The sequence below is a fragment of the Myxococcus sp. CA033 genome, assembly GCF_013336625.1.
Taxonomy (GTDB): Bacteria; Myxococcota; Myxococcia; order Myxococcales; family Myxococcaceae; genus Myxococcus; species Myxococcus llanfairpwllgwyngyllgogerychwyrndrobwllllantysiliogogogochensis.
Map to the genome: position 1 here is coordinate 360,060 of NZ_JABUMU010000002.1, position 16,780 is coordinate 376,839.

At 69.5% G+C, this 16,780-nt stretch carries 14 protein-coding genes; 13 read left to right on the forward strand and 1 reads right to left on the reverse strand.

The genetic code is table 11. The features are described from left to right. Positions 1-59: 59 nt before the first annotated feature. On the forward strand, positions 60-221 hold the full coding sequence (locus HUA78_RS07465; protein ID WP_174475957.1) for a hypothetical protein: 162 nt from the start codon (positions 60-62) through the stop codon (positions 219-221). Between the two features lie 36 nt (positions 222-257). Beyond that, a complete protein-coding gene (locus tag HUA78_RS07470) occupies positions 258-995 on the forward strand; it encodes a hypothetical protein (RefSeq protein ID WP_174475958.1) in 738 nt (245 codons plus the stop codon). A gap of 18 nt (positions 996-1,013) precedes the next feature. On the opposite strand, the gene HUA78_RS07475 is transcribed toward HUA78_RS07470, so the two are convergent. Then, positions 1,014-1,667 (reverse strand): intradiol ring-cleavage dioxygenase, encoded by a 654-nt coding sequence (locus HUA78_RS07475; protein WP_174475959.1) that lies wholly within the window; start codon positions 1,665-1,667, stop codon positions 1,014-1,016. A 753-nt stretch (positions 1,668-2,420) separates the two neighbouring features. Between HUA78_RS07475 and HUA78_RS07480 the strand changes: the two genes are divergently transcribed. Genes HUA78_RS07480 through HUA78_RS07530 form a run of 11 tightly spaced genes read left to right on the forward strand, consistent with a single transcriptional unit; the run spans position 2,421 to position 16,568 of the window. Then, on the forward strand, positions 2,421-3,173 hold the full coding sequence (locus HUA78_RS07480; RefSeq protein WP_174475960.1) for a hypothetical protein: 753 nt from the start codon (positions 2,421-2,423) through the stop codon (positions 3,171-3,173). A 45-nt stretch (positions 3,174-3,218) separates the two neighbouring features. Then, positions 3,219-4,445, forward strand: a complete 1,227-nt coding sequence (locus HUA78_RS07485) for an ROK family transcriptional regulator (RefSeq protein WP_174460953.1) — start codon at positions 3,219-3,221, stop codon at positions 4,443-4,445. Next, complete coding sequence (locus HUA78_RS07490) at positions 4,442-5,287, forward strand: family 16 glycosylhydrolase (protein ID WP_174454249.1); 846 nt, start codon at positions 4,442-4,444, stop codon at positions 5,285-5,287. Before HUA78_RS07485 ends, HUA78_RS07490 begins: the two co-directional genes overlap by 4 nt. After that, positions 5,284-6,939 (forward strand): ABC transporter substrate-binding protein, encoded by a 1,656-nt coding sequence (locus tag HUA78_RS07495; protein ID WP_174475961.1) that lies wholly within the window; start codon positions 5,284-5,286, stop codon positions 6,937-6,939. The genes HUA78_RS07490 and HUA78_RS07495 overlap by 4 nt, the downstream gene beginning before the upstream one ends. A gap of 2 nt (positions 6,940-6,941) precedes the next feature. Beyond that, a complete protein-coding gene (locus tag HUA78_RS07500; protein ID WP_141644429.1) occupies positions 6,942-7,922 on the forward strand; it encodes an ABC transporter permease in 981 nt (326 codons plus the stop codon). Next, on the forward strand, positions 7,915-9,684 hold the full coding sequence (locus HUA78_RS07505; protein WP_174475962.1) for a dipeptide/oligopeptide/nickel ABC transporter permease/ATP-binding protein: 1,770 nt from the start codon (positions 7,915-7,917) through the stop codon (positions 9,682-9,684). Before HUA78_RS07500 ends, HUA78_RS07505 begins: the two co-directional genes overlap by 8 nt. Next, positions 9,681-10,676: an ABC transporter ATP-binding protein gene (locus tag HUA78_RS07510; protein ID WP_141644427.1), complete on the forward strand. Its 996-nt coding sequence runs from the start codon at positions 9,681-9,683 to the stop codon at positions 10,674-10,676. The genes HUA78_RS07505 and HUA78_RS07510 overlap by 4 nt, the downstream gene beginning before the upstream one ends. Beyond that, positions 10,657-12,027: a GH1 family beta-glucosidase gene (locus HUA78_RS07515; protein WP_174475963.1), complete on the forward strand. Its 1,371-nt coding sequence runs from the start codon at positions 10,657-10,659 to the stop codon at positions 12,025-12,027. The genes HUA78_RS07510 and HUA78_RS07515 overlap by 20 nt, the downstream gene beginning before the upstream one ends. After that, entirely contained in the window at positions 12,024-15,359 is a 3,336-nt protein-coding gene (locus HUA78_RS07520) for a glycoside hydrolase family 2 TIM barrel-domain containing protein (protein ID WP_174475964.1), read from the forward strand. Before HUA78_RS07515 ends, HUA78_RS07520 begins: the two co-directional genes overlap by 4 nt. A 10-nt stretch (positions 15,360-15,369) precedes the next feature. Next, complete coding sequence (locus HUA78_RS07525) at positions 15,370-15,924, forward strand: hypothetical protein (protein ID WP_174475965.1); 555 nt, start codon at positions 15,370-15,372, stop codon at positions 15,922-15,924. Further along, a complete protein-coding gene (locus tag HUA78_RS07530; protein ID WP_174466001.1) occupies positions 15,921-16,568 on the forward strand; it encodes a hypothetical protein in 648 nt (215 codons plus the stop codon). The genes HUA78_RS07525 and HUA78_RS07530 overlap by 4 nt, the downstream gene beginning before the upstream one ends. Positions 16,569-16,780: the final 212 nt, after the last annotated feature.

A 16,780-nucleotide genomic window follows, 5' to 3' on the forward strand; every position in this document is an offset into this window, starting at 1 on the left:
CCGTCGCGAAGGACACACGGGCTTCAAGGTGCCTGCGCCGTCCTGCCCCACCCACGTCCGTGGCCCGAGGGTCGCGGTGGGGTGGCAGGGACAGCCTGCTCGCCGAGAACTTCCGCATCGCCCAGCCGTACAATGGCGGCCACGCGCCCATGCCCGTGTTCTCCCACGAGTTCCTCGTCACGCTCACCGCCCTGTTCGACCCTGGCCTGAGCGAGCTGTAGCCACGCCAGGTCTTCCCTCTGGAGTCTCGCCCGACCATGAGCACGCACGGCCACGGCAAAGGCCCCCGGCTCATCGCCGGAGAGCCGCTGAGTGAGGAGGGCAGCCCCTACGAGACCTCCCTCGGAGGCTGGTTCCGCCTGCGTGAATCCGGCGACCCCGTGCTGCTCACCGTGGAGCACCGGCTGGGACCACCCGTCCTCCCACCGGCGCCCGGCGGCCTCACGATGGGAGGAGGACTGGTGCCACAACCTCCACCGTATTCGCGGGGAGAGGACGGCATCGTGGACCGCCGTCCCGAGGGGCGCTGGCTCCGCCACGTCATCACCCAGACCCGGGTCGCCCAGGTGATGGCCACGGAAGCCAGGCAGTGGAGCCCCTCGGGCCTGCTCGACGCCTGCATCGCCGCGCCCCTGGACCCGGCGGAGCGTGGCACGGGCGAGTACCCACCCGTGTCCTGGGTGCCCCGGGTGGCGGCGCCCCGCGTGGGCAGCACCGTGATGAAGTACTCCTCCCGGGGAGGCCTGCATCGCGGCCGCATCATCTCCGTGGGCGAGGACGGACAAGAAGTGCTCGTCACGGCCACGGATGACCGGCACTTCTCGGTGGCGGGTGAGCCGGGCGCGCTCCTCATCGACCTGGAGGCCCGCGCCGCCGTCGCGCTGTACCTGGGCGATGTCTACATGCGAGGCGTGAACGAACGACAGTGGGCCGTGCTGTGGAGCGCGCGCCCCCTGCCGCTCCTCATGGAAGCCTTCCGCCTGGCGCCGTTCTGAGCACCCCGCGCACGCGCCTCAGGGGTGACGCTCCAGGACGATGTCCCGGCGCGCGAGCCACACGCCAGAGGCCGTGCGCGACAGCTTCACGATGCCACTTCCACCGCGAAGCTCCTGCTTCTCGCGGTAGCGCGGCGTCACGCCAAACTCGCCGTCGAACACGACGTCATCGACGTGGTACGCGGGCCGCCCCGGCTCGCCAATGAACAGGTGTACGTGCGCCGGCAGGGTGTCGTTCGGATAGGGCGCGGGCTTGATGGTTTCGAACGTATAGACGCCGTCTCCACCCGTCCTCGCCCACCCGCGCAACCGACCATGGCGACGGCTCCACTCGGACTCCCGCGTACCATTCGCATAGAGCCCGGCCGCGTTGGTGTGATGCGCGTAGATGACGACACCCGCGACGGGCTCGCGTGACTGCGCGCTCAACACCCGTCCCGTCAGCGTCATCCGCTCTCCGGGCTCCTCGGCGCTCGCCAGCCGAACGGTGGGAACCAGCCGCTCTGGCACCCGCTCCGCGACGGCTTCACATCCCTCGCAGGCGTAGAGCTGGGCCCTGACGCGGGGCGCCACGGGGACGGCTTCCGCTGGGACCGCGCAGGTGCAAGCCACCACACTCACGGCGCAGGACCCCAGCCCCAGCACGACGGAACGCCGACTCAGCTCTCGCATGAAGCCTCACAACAGGCGGCGCACCTCCGGATTCCAATCCCCTCGGAGGTCCCGCGCGGACCTGGCGCTGTTCAACCCGGTGCATCGACACGACCAGCCTGGTGACGCGGGCCGGCGCGCTCCTGGCCCTCTCCATGACGCGCCCGCCAGCCGAGGGCGCGGAGCCCTTCCTTCTCGCGCTGGATGAAACTGTTCAAGGCGGCGGGCCCACGCTATGGTGGCAGCCGCTGTCGTCATTCCACTCGGAGCCGGACGTGAGCCTCACCCCGTCCAGCGCCCCACCTGGGTGACCCGGCACCTCCCACCCTGAACTTTGTTCGCCGTCCGAACAAAGTTTCGAGCGCCCCTCCAGGCGGCGTTCTCGCCGCGCGTGGCCCCACTCGGCGGGCTCGAGGCGCCCCTCGTGCCCCCTTATCCCTCTCACGTCACCGTCGCCGCGACGCGTCAGGCAATGGGACGGGCCGCGTGCGGCGCCGTGTCTGGGTTTGGCGTCAAGGCCCTGTCACGCGGCGGCTTGCAATCCAACCAACGTCGCTGGTACTTTCTTCGTCACTCGAACGAATGAAGCACGGTTCGTGACGGAGTGACGGTGAGCCCCGGGGGTGTGGGCGGATGGGCACGGCGTGATTCACCTCACTCTCCTCTGAAGCAGAGCGCCTTTCTTGACGCATCGCACCACGCGAGCGTCGGTTCCTTGCGTCGTCTGGTTTCTTCGCAGTGCGAACGAAGTTTTCCAGCAGGGAGGGGAAGCCCATGCAACACAAGCGTTTCGCCTGGACGTGTGCCGCGGCGGGGTTGCTCGCCACGATGAGCCTGCTCGGTGCATGTGACCCGGAGGAGGATGACAAGACGCCCGACCCCCAGACTGACGCGGGGACGAAGCCCGACTCGGGAACTCCGGACTCAGGACAGCCGGACGCGGGGCCCGTGGACTCGGGGGTGCCGGACGCGGGTCCGCCAGACTCCGGGACTCCGGACGCGGGCGAGCCGGACGCGGGGCCTCCTGACGCGGGCCCCACCACGGTGCTGCCCCTGACGGTGGACGGGACGTGGGCGCCCAGCGGCTACATGGGCGACGGCGCGTCGGGCGGCATCGTCTCCGCGCCCGAGTGCGCCGCGACGCGGCCGGGCACGGGCAAGGGCGACTGCCACAAGTTCACCTATACGGCGGGCGGCGGCAACTGGGGCGGCGTGTGGTGGCAGTACCCCGAGAGCAATTGGGGTGACCTGCCCGGCTTCGAGGTCCCCGAGGGCGCGTCCGTCCTGTCCTTCTATGCGTGGGGGGCCACGGGAGGAGAGGTCGTCAAGTTCCTGGTGGGTCTGAGTACCACGGCCGACGGCTTCAGCCTCGATACCGGAGACCAGACGCTCACGGCGGAGCCAAAGGAGTACACAATCGACGTCAGCCGCGTCCGATACCGGAAGGTGGTGGGTGGTTTCGGCTGGGTAGCGGGGGGCAAGCCGACCCCGGTCGTCTTCTACGTCGACGACATCCAGTGGAGATGACACCCACCGCGCCTTCCGCGCGGCGGAATGGAGCGTAAGGGGACGATGAAAGTGGGAACGGCGGCACTGACGGTCGACGCGGCGGGCATGCGGGCGCAGAACAGCAGCCTGCTGCTCAACATGATCTGGCGCGAGCGCCAGATTTCCCGGGCGGAGATTGCCCGGAGGACGGAGCTGAGCCCGTCCACCGTGTCGGCCATCGTCGCGGACCTGGAGCACTCGGGGCTGGTGCGCAGCATCGGCGCCGGCGTCTCCCGAGGCGGCCGTCGCCCCACCCTCATCGGCTTCCGGGATGACGCCTTCAGCATCCTCGGCGTGGAGATGGGCGCCACCCACGTCACCGTGGTGCTCACGGACCTGCGGGGCCGGGTGCGCACCCACCGCAGCGCCGCACAGCAGGTTCGCAACGACCCGGAGGGCACACTGAAGACGGTGCGGACATTGGTGCAGGAGTGCCTGGACGCCGAGCGCGTTCCCCGGCGCTCCGTCGTGGGTCTGGGCGTGGCCGCGCCCAGCCCGGTGCACCCGTCCGCGCCCGGGAAGATGTCCCCGCTCATCCTGCCGGCGTGGCGCGGCTACGACGTGCGGGAGGCATTGAGCACCACGTTCGACCTGCCGGTGTTCGTGGACAACGACGCGAACCTCGGCGCGCTGTCGGAGTGCTACTGGGGCGCGGGCACCAGCGGCGAGGACCTGACGTACATCAAGCTGGCCACGGGCATCGGCTCCGGCCACATCATCCACGGCGACGTGTACCGCGGCGCCGGAGGCACGGCCGGAGAGATTGGCCACATCGCCGTCGACTCCGCGGGGCCCCCGTGCCTGTGCGGACTGCGCGGCTGCCTCGTCACCCTCATCGGCTCCGGGGCGCTGGTGGAGCGCGCGCGGGAGCTGATGGGCACCAAGGGCCGCAAGGCTCCGACGATTCGCGAGATTGTCGAAGGCGCGCGCGCGGGCGACCCGGCGGCGCGGCAAATCATCGATGGGCTGGGCCAGTACCTGGGCGTCGCCGTCGCGGGCCTGCTCAACCTGCTCAACCCCGCCATCGTCGTGCTCGGCGGGGAAATCTCCTCCGTGGGCGACCTCTTGTTGGACCCGTTGCGGGCGTCGGTGCGCAAGCGCGCGCTGTCCACGTCCATGGCGGAGACGCGCATCGTCACGTCCGCGCTGGGCGACAAGTCCATCGCGGTGGGCGCGGCCACACTCGTGCTCCAGGCGGCCCTCCGGGACCGCACGTTATTTCCCCTCCAACACGTCGGAAAAACCGCATGACGCCCAGCCGACTCCTCCCGTGGTTCGCGCTCCTGGGATGCATGGCCTGTGACCCGGCCCGCTCAGGACGCACCGACCCGCCCCCCACCACCGTCCAGCCCTCGCATCAGGATTGGAAGCTGGTGTGGCAGGACGAGTTCGACGGACCGGCGGGCACGCCACCTTCCACCGAGCGGTGGAGCGCGGACGTCGGAGGAGACGGCTGGGGCAACGGCCAGTACGAGCACAACACCGCGCGGCCGGAGAACGCGTCGCTGGACGGCGAGGGGCGCCTGGTCATCACCGCGCGGCGCGAGCGCTACCAGGGCAACGACTACACCTCCGCGCGCCTCACCACGCGCGGCAAGTTCGAGCGGACCTACGGGCGCTTCGAGGCGCGCATCCAGCTGCCCACGGGCAAGGGCATCTGGCCCGCCTTCTGGATGCTGGGCGCGAACTTCAACCAGGTGGGTTGGCCCACGTGCGGCGAAATCGACATCATGGAGCACCGGGGCCAGCTGCCCGCCATCGTCCGGGGCTCGCTGCACGGACCGGGGTATTCGGGCGGGGAGAACGTGGGCCAGGAGCACGTCGTCGCGGGCGGCAGGCTCTACGAGGACTTCCACGTCTTCGCGGTGGAGTGGGACCCCGACCGCATCCGCTGGTTCGTGGATGACATCGCCTTCATGGAGGTGACACCCCGGGACCTGCCGGGCAACGCCCGCTGGGTGTTCGACCATCCGCACTTTCTCATCCTCAACGTCGCGGTGGGAGGCGGCTTCGTGGGCCCGGTGGACGGCACCACGCAGTTCCCCCAGCAGATGCGGGTGGACTACGTGCGCGCCTACTCGAGGGTGGAATGAGGCCCGCGGGCCTCGTCACCTCCGCCCTCCTCCTGCTTCTGTGCGCGGCGTGCTCGAACGAGCCCCGTCCGCGTCCGCCGGGGACCCTGTTCGTCTCCGTGGAGCAGCAGAGCGCGTGGGTGCGCAACTTCAACCCGCTCTTCCCGGGCGCGGGCTCTCGCTGGCCCACGCGCGCGGGCGTCTACGAATGCCTGGAGCTCTACACACCGTCCAAGGGTGACTACCAGCCGTGGCTGGCCACGGGGCACGCGTGGTCCGAGGACCGCCGCACCCTGCGCTTCACGCTGCGCGAGGGCGTGCGCTGGTCCGACGGAAAGCCCTTCACCGCCGAGGACGTGGCCTACACCTTCCTGTTGCTGCGCAAGCACGCGGCCCTGGACGCGGGCGGCGTGTGGCGCTTCCTGGCGGACGTGCGCGCCGAAGGGCCGCACACGGTGGCCTTCCAGTTCTCGCGCACGTTCATCCCCGGCTTCGGGGACCTGGCCGCGCAGCCCATCGTCCCGCGCCACATCTGGGAGCAGGTGGCGGACCCGGTGACGTTCACGAATCCCAACCCCGTGGCCACCGGTCCGTTCACGCAGGTGAGTGTCTTCCGCAATCAGGTGTACGAGCTGAGCCGCAACCCGTACTACTGGCAGCCCGGCAAGCCCGCCGTCAGGGCGCTGCGCTTCCTGGCCTTCCCCACCAATGACCAGGCGAACCTGGCGCTGGTGGAGGGCGAGGTGGACTGGGCGGGCAACTTCGTCCCCGCGGTGGACCGCACCTTCGTCGCCAGGGACCCGAAGCACCACGCGCGCTGGTTCCCGCTCTTCGGCAGCACCGTCTTCCTCTACCCCAACACCACCCAGCCCCCGCTGAACGACGTGCGCGTGCGCAAGGCGCTGAGCATGGCGTTGGACCGGGAGCGGCTGGTCGAAATCGCCATGTATGGCTACACGCGGCCGGCGGACGCCACGGGCCTCAACGACGCGTACACCGGCTGGCGGGACGCGGACGTCGCGGACGACGCGTGGGTGCGCCACGACGCGAAGGAGGCCGCGCGACTCCTGGACGAGGCGGGGCTCACGCGGGGGCCCGACGGGCTGCGCCGCCAGGCGGACGGCAGCCCGCTGACGCTGGACATCGAGGTGGTGGGCGGCTGGTCGGACTGGGTGCGCGCGGGGCAGGTCGTCGCGCGGGACTTGCGCAAGCTGGGCCTCCAGGCGCAGCTGCGCACGTACGAGTTCAGCGCGTGGCAGGCGCGACTCCAGAAGGGGGAGTTCCAGCTGGCCATCTCCTGGTCGCTGGACGGACCCACGCCGTACACCTTCTACAAGTGGATGCTGTCGTCCGCGACGGTGCGTCCGGTGGGCGAGGTGGCTCCCGCCAACTGGCAGCGCTACGGCGACAAGGAGACGGACGCGCTGCTGGAGCGCTTCGAAGTCACCGACTCGCGCGAGGAGCAGCAGGTGCTGATGGCGCAGGTGCAGCGGCGCTTCTCCGAGACGGCGCCGGCGATTCCGTTGTTCCCGAACCCGTCCTGGGGCGAGTCCAACTCCAAGCGCTTCACGGGCTTTCCCACCGAGGCGAACCCCTACGCCCGGCTTTCGCCCCACGCCGAGCCCGACAGCCTGCTGGTGCTGACGGCGCTCGCCCCGAGGGAGGCGCCCTGACCATGCGCTACGTGCTCCGCAGGCTCGGCTTCTACCTGCTCGCCGCGTGGGCCTCGCTGACGATGAACTTCGTCATCCCGAGGCTCGCGCCGGGAGACCCGGCCACGGCGATGTTCGCCCGCTTCGAGGGCCGCATCTCCCCCGAGGCGCTGGTGGCCCTGAAGACGGCGTTCGGCTTCACGGATGCGCCGTGGCACGTGCAGTACTTCACGTACCTGAAGCACCTGCTGACCGGGGATTTGGGCCTGTCGTACGCGTACTACCCGTCGCCCGTGTCGGAGGTCATCGGCACGGGCCTGTTGTGGACGCTGGGGCTGGCCGGGTGCGCGGTCATCATCAGCTTCGCGGTGGGGACGATGCTGGGCGTGCTGGCCGCGTGGAACCGGGGCGGTTGGCTGGACTCCGCGCTGGCGCCCGCGCTCGCCTTCCTGGGGGCCTTTCCCTACTTCTGGCTGGCCATGCTGGCCCTGTACCTCTTCGGCTTCGGGCTGGGCTGGTTCCCGCTGCGCCATGCGTACTCGCACGACGTGGAGCCCGGAGCGACGCTCACCTTCCTCGCGGACGTGGGACGGCACGCGGTGCTGCCGGCGACGTCCATCGTCGTGGCCACGCTCGGCGGGTGGATGCTGAGCATGCGCAACACCATGGTGGCGGTGCTGGGCACGGACACGCTGCGGCTGGCGCACGCGAAGGGCCTGCCGCCCCGCCAGGTGATGCTGCGCTATGCGGCGCGCAACGCGCTGCTGCCCAACGTCACCGGCTTCGGCATGGCGCTGGGCTTCGTGCTGAGCGGCTCGCTGCTGACGGAAATCGTCTTCTCGTATCCGGGCACCGGCTACCTGCTCATCCTCGCGGTGCGCAACCAGGACTACCCGCTGATGCAGGGGCTCTTCCTGGTCATCACGCTGGCGGTGCTTGCCGCGAACTTCGCCGTGGACCTGCTCTGCCTCTGGCTGGACCCGAGGACCCGCGCCCATGCGTGACACCCTTCGACGCTTGCTCCGCCAGCGCAAGGCGGCGGTGGGAGGCACCCTCCTCCTGGGCTTCCTCCTCGTCGCGCTGGTGGGCCCGTGGTTCGTGATGGACCCGACGGAGCTGATGGGCCAGCCCCACCAGCCGCCTTCGAGTGCCCACTGGTTCGGCACGACGGGCCAGGGCCAGGACGTGCTCGCGCAGACGGTGGTGGGCGCGCGCGAGACGCTGGCCATCGGCTTCGCGGTGGGCGCGCTCGTCACGCTGGTGGGCGCGCTGGTGGGCATCACCGCCGGGTACCTGGGCCGCCGCGTGGATGACGCGCTGACGCTCACCACCAACATCTTCCTGGTCATCCCGGGCCTGCCACTGGCCATCGTCCTGGGCGCCTACCTGCCCTCCGGTCCGTTCCGCATGGTGGTGGTGCTCACCTTCGCGGGCTGGGCCTGGAACGCGCGCGTCTTCCGCGCGGAGGCGCTGTCGCTGCGAGGTCGGGACTTCGTCGCGGCGGCCGTCGTCGCCGGAGAGAGCCACCTGCGCATCATCACCCGCGAGCTGTTGCCCAACATGGCCTCGCTCGTGGCCTCGTCGTTCATTGGCAACACGCTGTATGCCGTGGGCGCGCAGGTGGGCCTGGAGTTCCTGGGCCTGGGTGACGTGGGCTCGGTGACGTGGGGCACCAACCTCTACTGGGCCGGCAACGACGCGGCGCTCCTGACGCGCTCCTGGTGGATTTTCGTCCCCACGGGCATCTGCATCGCGCTGGTGGGCTTCTCGCTCACGCTGCTCAGCTCCGCCATCGACGAGCTGACCAACCCCTCGCTTCGCGCCCCTCCGAAGGCGCCCAGCGCCGCGGCGGTGCGCGCCGTCGCCTCGCCCGCGCAGGAGGCCGCCACGCCCGGCGCGCTCTTGAGCGTGCGTGAGCTGTCCATCGAGTACATGACGCAGGCGGGCCCCTCCCGCGTGGTGGACCAGGTGTCCCTGGACATCGCCCCCGGCGAGGTGTTCGGCCTCGCGGGCGAGTCCGGCAGCGGCAAGTCCACGCTGGGCTCCGCGCTGTTGCGCCTGTTGCCCTCGTCGGCGGCCATCACCCACGGACGCATCCTCTTCGACGGAACGGACGTCACCGCGTTGTCGCCGGAGGCGCTGCGCGCCTTCCGGTGGAGCCGTGTGTCCATGGTGTTCCAGAGCGCGATGAGCGCGCTCAACCCGGTGCTCACGCTGGGCGAGCAGTTCCACGACACGCTCGCGGCACATGGCGGCAGCTCGCGCGCGTCCTCGTATGCGCGGGCCCGTGAGCTGCTCGGCATGGTGGGGCTCAAGCCCGAGCTGGTGGACGCGTGGCCGCACCAGCTCTCCGGAGGCATGCGCCAGCGCGTGGGTATCGCCCTGGCCCTGGCCCTGGAGCCCCGGCTGGTGGTGATGGACGAGCCCACCACCGCGCTCGACGTAGTGGTGCAGAAGGAGCTGCTCCAGCGTGTGGTGGAGCTGAAGGAGCGGCTGGGCTTCGCGGTCCTCTTCATCACGCATGACCTGCCGCTGCTGCTCGCGCTGGCGGACCGCGTGGGCATCCTCCAGGCCGGCAAGCTGGTGGAGGTGGACACCGCGCAGCGCCTGCGCACCGACGCGCGGCATCCATACACGCGCCTCCTGTTGTCGTCCTTCCCTCACCTGGGCGCGGCCGACGCGCCGACGCCGTCACCCGACGTGCTGGAGCAGGCCACCAGCGCGCTGAAGCCGCCGCTCGCCGCGTCCCCCGGAGGTCGTCGATGAGCCCTCCCCTGCTGGAAGCCTCGCGCCTGAATCGGAGCTTCCCCGTGGGCGGCTTCCTGTCCCACGCGCGCCGCAAGGTGCTGACGGATGTGTCCTTCTCGCTGGAGCGCGGAGAAATCCTCGCGCTCGTCGGCGAGTCCGGCAGCGGCAAGTCCACGCTGGCCCGCCTCCTGGCGCGGCTGGACACCCCGGACTCGGGCGACATCCTTCTTGGCGGAGAGAACGTGCTCGCCCGCGAGGGTGGCGCCGCGTCACTGGCCTACCGGGGCCGCGTGCAGATGGTGTTCCAGGACCCGTTCGCCTCGCTCAATCCGGTGCACACGGTGGCCTATCACCTGGAGCGCTCGCTGGTGCGCCATGGGCGCGCGCGAGGCGTGGAGCTGACGCGACGGGTGCACGCGCTGCTGGAGTCGGTGGGGCTGACGCCGGCGGAGCAGCTGGCGAAGCGCTATCCGCACGAGCTGTCCGGAGGCCAGCGTCAGCGCGTGGCCGTGGCGCGGGCGCTGGCGGTGGAGCCCGACGTCATCATCGCGGACGAGCCCACCTCCATGCTGGACGTGTCCACGCGCCGGGGGGTGCTCCAGTTGCTCAAGGGCCTGACGCGCGAGCGCGGCATCGGCATCCTCTTCATCACCCATGATTTGGCGAGCGCCCGTCACCTGGCGGACCGCGTGCTGGTGCTCTACGCGGGCTCCGTCGTGGAGACGGGCCGCACCAGCGACGTGCTCCAGGCGCCTCGCCACCCGTACACACGGCTGTTGTTGTCGGCCGTTCCGGATGGCGTGGACTTCCTGCGCACGCCCCTGCCCGCGCGCGTGGCGACCGTGCCCGCGCCTCCTCTGGGGTGTGCCTTCGCGCCCCGCTGTCCTCACGCCGACGTGCGGTGCCACGAGGCGCTTCCTCCCTTTCACCTTCCCGCGGCGGAGCACCACGTCCGCTGCCATCTCGAGTCCTCGAAAGGAGTCCCTGACGATGCGGCAGTTTCCTCATGACTTCGTGTGGGGTGTGGCCACCTCCTCGTACCAGATTGAAGGAGCCACCGACGCCGACGGGCGCGGTGAATCCATCTGGGACCGGTTCGCCGCCACGCCCGGTAAAATCGCCGACGGAACCAACGGCAACGTCGCCTGCGACCACTACCACCGCTGGCGCGAAGACGTGGAGCTGATGCGCTGGATGGGATTGAAGGCGTATCGCTTCTCCGTCGCCTGGCCGCGCGTGTTCCCCGTGGGGCGCGGCAAGGTGAACACCGCTGGCCTCGACTTCTACTCGCGGCTGGTCGACGGACTGCTGGAGGTGGGAATCGAGCCTGTCGTCACGCTGTACCACTGGGATTTGCCGCAGGCGCTTCAGGACAAGGGCGGCTGGGCCTCGCGCGACACGGTGAGCGCGTTCGTCGAGTACGCGGACGTGATGAGCCAGAAGCTCGGGGACCGGGTGTCGCGGTGGATTACGCACAACGAGCCCTGGTGCATCAGCATCCTGGGCTACGCCAACGGCGAGCACGCCCCCGGCATCAAGGACTGGGGCCAGGCGCTGGCCACGGCCCACCATGTGCTGCTGTCGCATGGACAGGCCGTCCCCGTCATCCGCGCCAACGTGCCCAGGGCGGAGGTCGGCGTCACCCTCAACCTGGTGCCCGCGGAGCCCGCGTCGCCCAGCAAGGAGGACCATGACGCGTGCCGCTCCTTCGACGGCGGCTTCAACCGCTGGTACCTGGACCCGCTCTACGGGAAGGGCTACCCGCGCGACGTGATTGACGACCATGTCGCCGAGGGGCGACTGAAGTCGGACACGCTGCCCTTCGTGCGACAGGGGGACATGACGGACATCGCCGCGCCCATCGATTTCCTCGGGGTCAACTACTACAACCGAGGCGTCATCCGCAGCGACCGCATCCCCGAGGCGCAGAACGCCCCGCGCACCGTCCACGTCAGCCCCGAGAAGACGGAGATGGACTGGGAGGTGTCGCCCCACGGACTCACCCAGCTGCTCGTGCGGCTGAACCAGGACTACAAGCCCGGGCGCCTCTACGTCACGGAGAACGGGGCCGCCTACGGCACCACGCCGGACGCGGACGGCCGCGTGCGGGACACCAAGCGCGTGCACTACCTGCGCACGCACCTGGAGGCCTCGCTGGAGGCCATCAAGCAGGGCGTGCCGCTCAAGGGCTACTTCGCGTGGTCGCTGCTGGACAACTTCGAGTGGGCGTACGGCTATCAGAAGCGCTTCGGCATGGTCTACGTGGACTACGCGACCCAGAAGCGCATCCCCAAGGACAGCGCGCACCTGTACCGCGCCGTGGTGGCCCAGAACGGGCTGGATGTGGAGCTGGCCGCATGAGAGCCCTGTTCCTCGCACCCCTCCTCGCGGCGGCGCTGTACCAGGCCCCCGTCCACGCCGGGCAGGACGCGCAGCCCGTCCAACCCGGCGGCGCGCAACCTCAAACGGCGCCGGTGGAAGCAACTCCGCCGGCCGCCGCTCCTCCCGGTGGCGCGCCGCCCGCGGCCACCACCACGACGCCCTCGGGTCCTCCGAGCCCGGCGCCGTCTCCCGCGCCGCAGCCCCTCACCCTGCAGCCCGTGGACGTCACCGCGGGCGCGGAGCAGGCCACCGTCGTCAAGCTCCAGCGCGACGAGCGGGGCTTCAAGCTGAAGGTGGACGGCCGCGACTTCCTGTTGCGCGGCATGAACTGGGGCTACACGCCCATTGGAGAGAACTACCGCTATTCGCTCTGGAACCAGCCCGACGACTTCGTGCGCGCGGTGCTGGCGCGGGAGATGACGCTGCTGCGCGACATGGGCGTCAACGCCATCCGCCAGTTCGACGACATCCCCCCGCGCTGGGTGGAGTTCATCTTCAAGAACTATGCAATCACCACCGTGGTGAACCCGCTGATGGGCCGCTATGGCGCCACCGTCAACGGCACCTTCGTGCCCAACATCGACTACTCCAACGCCGCGCATCGCAAGGCGCTGCTCGAGGAGCTGGCGAAGAAGGTGGAGGTGTACCGGGGCGTTCCGGGCGTGTTGATGTGGCTGCTCGGCAACGAGAACAACTACGGCCTGCACTGGACCAGCTATGAAATCGAGGCGCTGCCGGGCCAGGAGGACGCCGCGCGCGCGGTGCACCTCTACACGCTGATGGGCGAGGCGGCGCGGACCATCAAGGCCCGCGACGTCAACCACCCGGTGGCGATGGCCAACGGCGACCTCCAGTACATCGACCTCATCGCCAAGCACGCCACCGACATCGACATCTTCGGCGCCAACGTCTACCGAGGCCCCAGCGTCCGGGACCTGTACGAAGAGGTGCTGCGCAAGGTGGACAAGCCGGTGCTCTTCTCGGAGTTCGGCGCGGATGCGTTCAACGCGCGGGACGGTCGTGAGGACCACCTGTCGCAGGCCGAGTACCTGCGCCAGCAGTGGGAGGAAATCTACACGCAGACGTACGGCCAGGGCCGCGTGGGCAACGCGCTGGGCGGCTTCGTCTTCCAGTGGGTGGATGGCTGGTGGAAGGTGGGCCAGGAGGCCAACCTCTCCCTGCACGACACGACGGCGTCGTGGCCCAACGGCGGCTACGCGGCGGACTTCGTGGCCGGTCAGAACAACATGAACGAGGAGTGGTTCGGCATCTGCGCCCTGGGCACGCCGGACGACGCGGGCATCTCCCGCATCCAGCCGCGCACGGCCTACTACGTGTTGCAGGCGGCCTTCCGCCTGGACCCGTACGCGGAGGACACGGACCTGGACCGCATCCACGCGCACTTCGCGGGCCTGCGGCCCTCCGAGCTGTCGAAGAGCTACGAGTCCTCCATCGCCCTGGCGAAGGCGGATGAGCTCAGCGCGGTGCGGGTGTCGAACCTGCGCCTCGTCATGGACAGCTCGCTGTCACGTGGAAGCATCGCGACGACGCGGCCGAACCTGACGTCCGCGGACCACACGGAGTCCATCTTCTTCGACCTGGCGCTCCAGCCCGCGACCGGCGTGTACGGGCGCGCGTCGTTCAACGTGGTGGGCAACGTGGCCACCAACCGCCTCAACAACCTCTTCTACGAGAACCGGGGCACCACGCCGACGCCGACGACGCCGGCACCGGGGGCCTCGCCGACGCCGGGCGTCTCCCAGCCGGGTGTGAATGGCTTCGACCGCTTCGCGCTGTACCAGGCGGAGTTCAAGCTGGACCGCGCGGACTTCGCGCTGGAGGGCTTCTACCGCGTCGGCCACTACCACTGGGGCGAGGAGGGTGACTTCTTCGGCCTGTACCGCGAGGCCAACTACGGGCCGAACATCGACATCTACCACGGCAACGCGCCCTTCGGCGTGGTGCTCAGCGGCAAGCGCTCCTTCGAGGGCTTCAAGCTGGCGGTGGGTCCGGAGCTGTACTGGGGCGCCAACCCTTCCGTCGTCGCCAAGTACCGCAAGGGCTTCGGGGACATGGCGCTGACGCTGGTGCATCAGGAGGACATCGCCCGGGGCGCGACGCAGCAGACCGCTTCCGTCATCCGCGAGCGCGTGGCGCGCCGCACGGCGCTGACCTTCGAGTGGAACCGGGGTCCGCTGGCGCTCGACATCGGTGGCATCCTGGCCGCGCCCCAGCGCATCGGCGAGGAGTTCACGTGGACGCGCGAGGCGACGGGCGGTGCCAGCTACATGGGCAGTGGCCAGGAGGTGCTGCGCGACAAGGTGCAGTTCCTCGACACGCTCGGCGCGAAGGCGCGGGCCACATATGACCTGGGCGGCGTCCGGCTGTTCGCCCAGGGCTCGTTCCGCGGGCTGGTGGCGGACGGTGGTCCCGAGCCGAGCATCGTGCTGACGGGTTGGAGCCTGAGGGAGAGCGGCCGCGGCAACCACTTCGGAGCGCAGGCGGGCGCGGCCTTCCAGTTGGGTACCATCGAGGTGGCGCCCAACGTGCTGTACCAGAAGCCGCTCATCGGCCCGAATCCGAACATCCCCGACACGTATGACCAGGACTCGGGCACGTACTTCCCCGCCGTGCGCGCTCGCAACGTGTTGCAGGATGCCTTCACCGTCCTGGACAACCGCGAGACGCTGGGCGCGGAGCTGCTCATCACCTTCGACCCAACGCCGGGGACGTGGTTCTGGGCGTGGGACCGGGAGATGCGCGAGGACGCGCCCTTCGCCGCGGGCCTGGACCTGGTGTACCGCCGACAGCCGACGTCACGGGATGCGAGCATCGCCATCCTCGCGGACGGCAGCGCGGTGGCCTTCGCCGGAGCGCCTCCCGCGCGCGACGAGTGGGAGACGACGCTGCGCATGGTGGGCAATCCCACACAGCGGCTGAAGCTGTACGGCACGGCCTTCGTGGGCAGCGTGCAGTCCGGAGGCGAGGACGCGCGGCAGGTGCGCCGCTTCGGCCTGGACGCCAACGTGCTGTACGACACGCTGCTATTGGCCACGCAGCTGCGGTTCAACGACTGGGGTCCGTACGACTACCACCGCGTGTTCAACCTCACGTATCCGGTGCAGCTCGGGGGCGACGTGTCCTACGGGCTCAAGCGGCCGGTGCTGGGCGCGGTGTCCACGCGCTTCGGTCTGCGGGGGCTGGTGCGCATGCTGGATGAGTACTCGGAGGGCATGAGCACGACGGCCATCGCCGAGGGACTCAAGGGCCGCGAATACGAGGTGGGTGCGTATGCAATCCTTTCGCTCTGAGGGACAACGTATGAGGACGTGTCTCGTGCTCCTCGCGGTGCTGGGCACCTTCGGGTGCTACGACCGCGCGAGCTATGTCTATGGCGAGCCGCTGGAGGACCTGACGCTCGAGGTCCACGACCCGACCATGGGCGTGTATCCGAGCACCGTCATCCTGGACGACCCGAACAATCCGTTCGCGGACTCGACGCCGGGGACGGAGACGAAGTGGGTGCTCCAGGCCAACGCGGGGCCGGTGGCGGCCTTCTACTCGTGGGCCACCGTGCTCGCGCGGGGGCCGTATGGGGAGGCGCAGTACTACGTCGGCCTCAACCTGCTCGGGGTGTACCAGAATGGACTGGCGAAGCAGGAGGACCTGCCGGTGGTGCGAGACATGGCCATCCGCTCGTACCAGTCGGTGTTGGACAACTTCCCGGACGCGGTGACGTACGACTCGACGGGGACGATTCCCTACGAGCTGCTGACGCCGTCCTACAAGGCCATCGTGGAGATGGGTGGGACGGTGACGGGCGGTTGGGTGCTGGTGCGGACCTCGAGTGGTGGTGAAAGGGCGGTGCGGCCATGAAGCGGACCGTGGGAGTGCTGCTGTTGACGTTGGCCGCGTGCCGGCCGGACCCAGGTGCCTCCGACTACGAGAACCACCAGCCGTCCTCGCAGGACGACGCCGGGACGAATCCCCAGGACGAGGTGCTCCCGGGGCCGTTCCCGTTCGAGGCGGGCCAGCGGCGCCTCTTCGTCGGCTTCTACGAGGGCGGCCGGTCCGAGGAAATCATCATCAACGACGTGGACACGCACATCTACCTGTACGAGGGCACCGTCACGATTGAGTCCTCGAGCACTCGCATCGAGGGGAAGACGGCGGACCGCATCGTCCACGCGGGCAAGGGGTGGTTGGGGTTTGGCATCCACTGGGATACGGGCCACAACCTGGACGCGTGGAAGACGCTGCACGTGAGCCTCAACTCGTCGGACCCGGGGTTCGCCTCGGTGAAGATTGGGATGAGCGACACGGAGGGCGTGCAGCTCGACGTGGCGAAGTATGGGTATGTGAACGACGGGCAGTGGCACCACCTGGCCATTCCGCTGTCGGACTTCACCGCCGCGGGCGTGAGCATGGGCGCGGTGCTGTCGCCCTTCGTGTTCATCGCCGGCGGTGGGCCCTCGGGCAACGCTCTGCTCTTGGACAACCTGTACTTCACGACGAACTAGAGACTGTGCGACGGGCCCGCTTCCCTGCTTCCGGGGAGCGGGCCTGTGCCGAGGCCATGGGCAGCGAGCGCCTCCGAATCGAGCCGTGGCTACAGCGAGGGCAGTTCCCGCATCTCGTAGGGTGCATGCGCGAACGCCAGACGCTCAGAAAAACAAGCCACACGCCAAATTTGCAATTCAGGTGCTTCAACCATTCAGAACCAACTGATTGA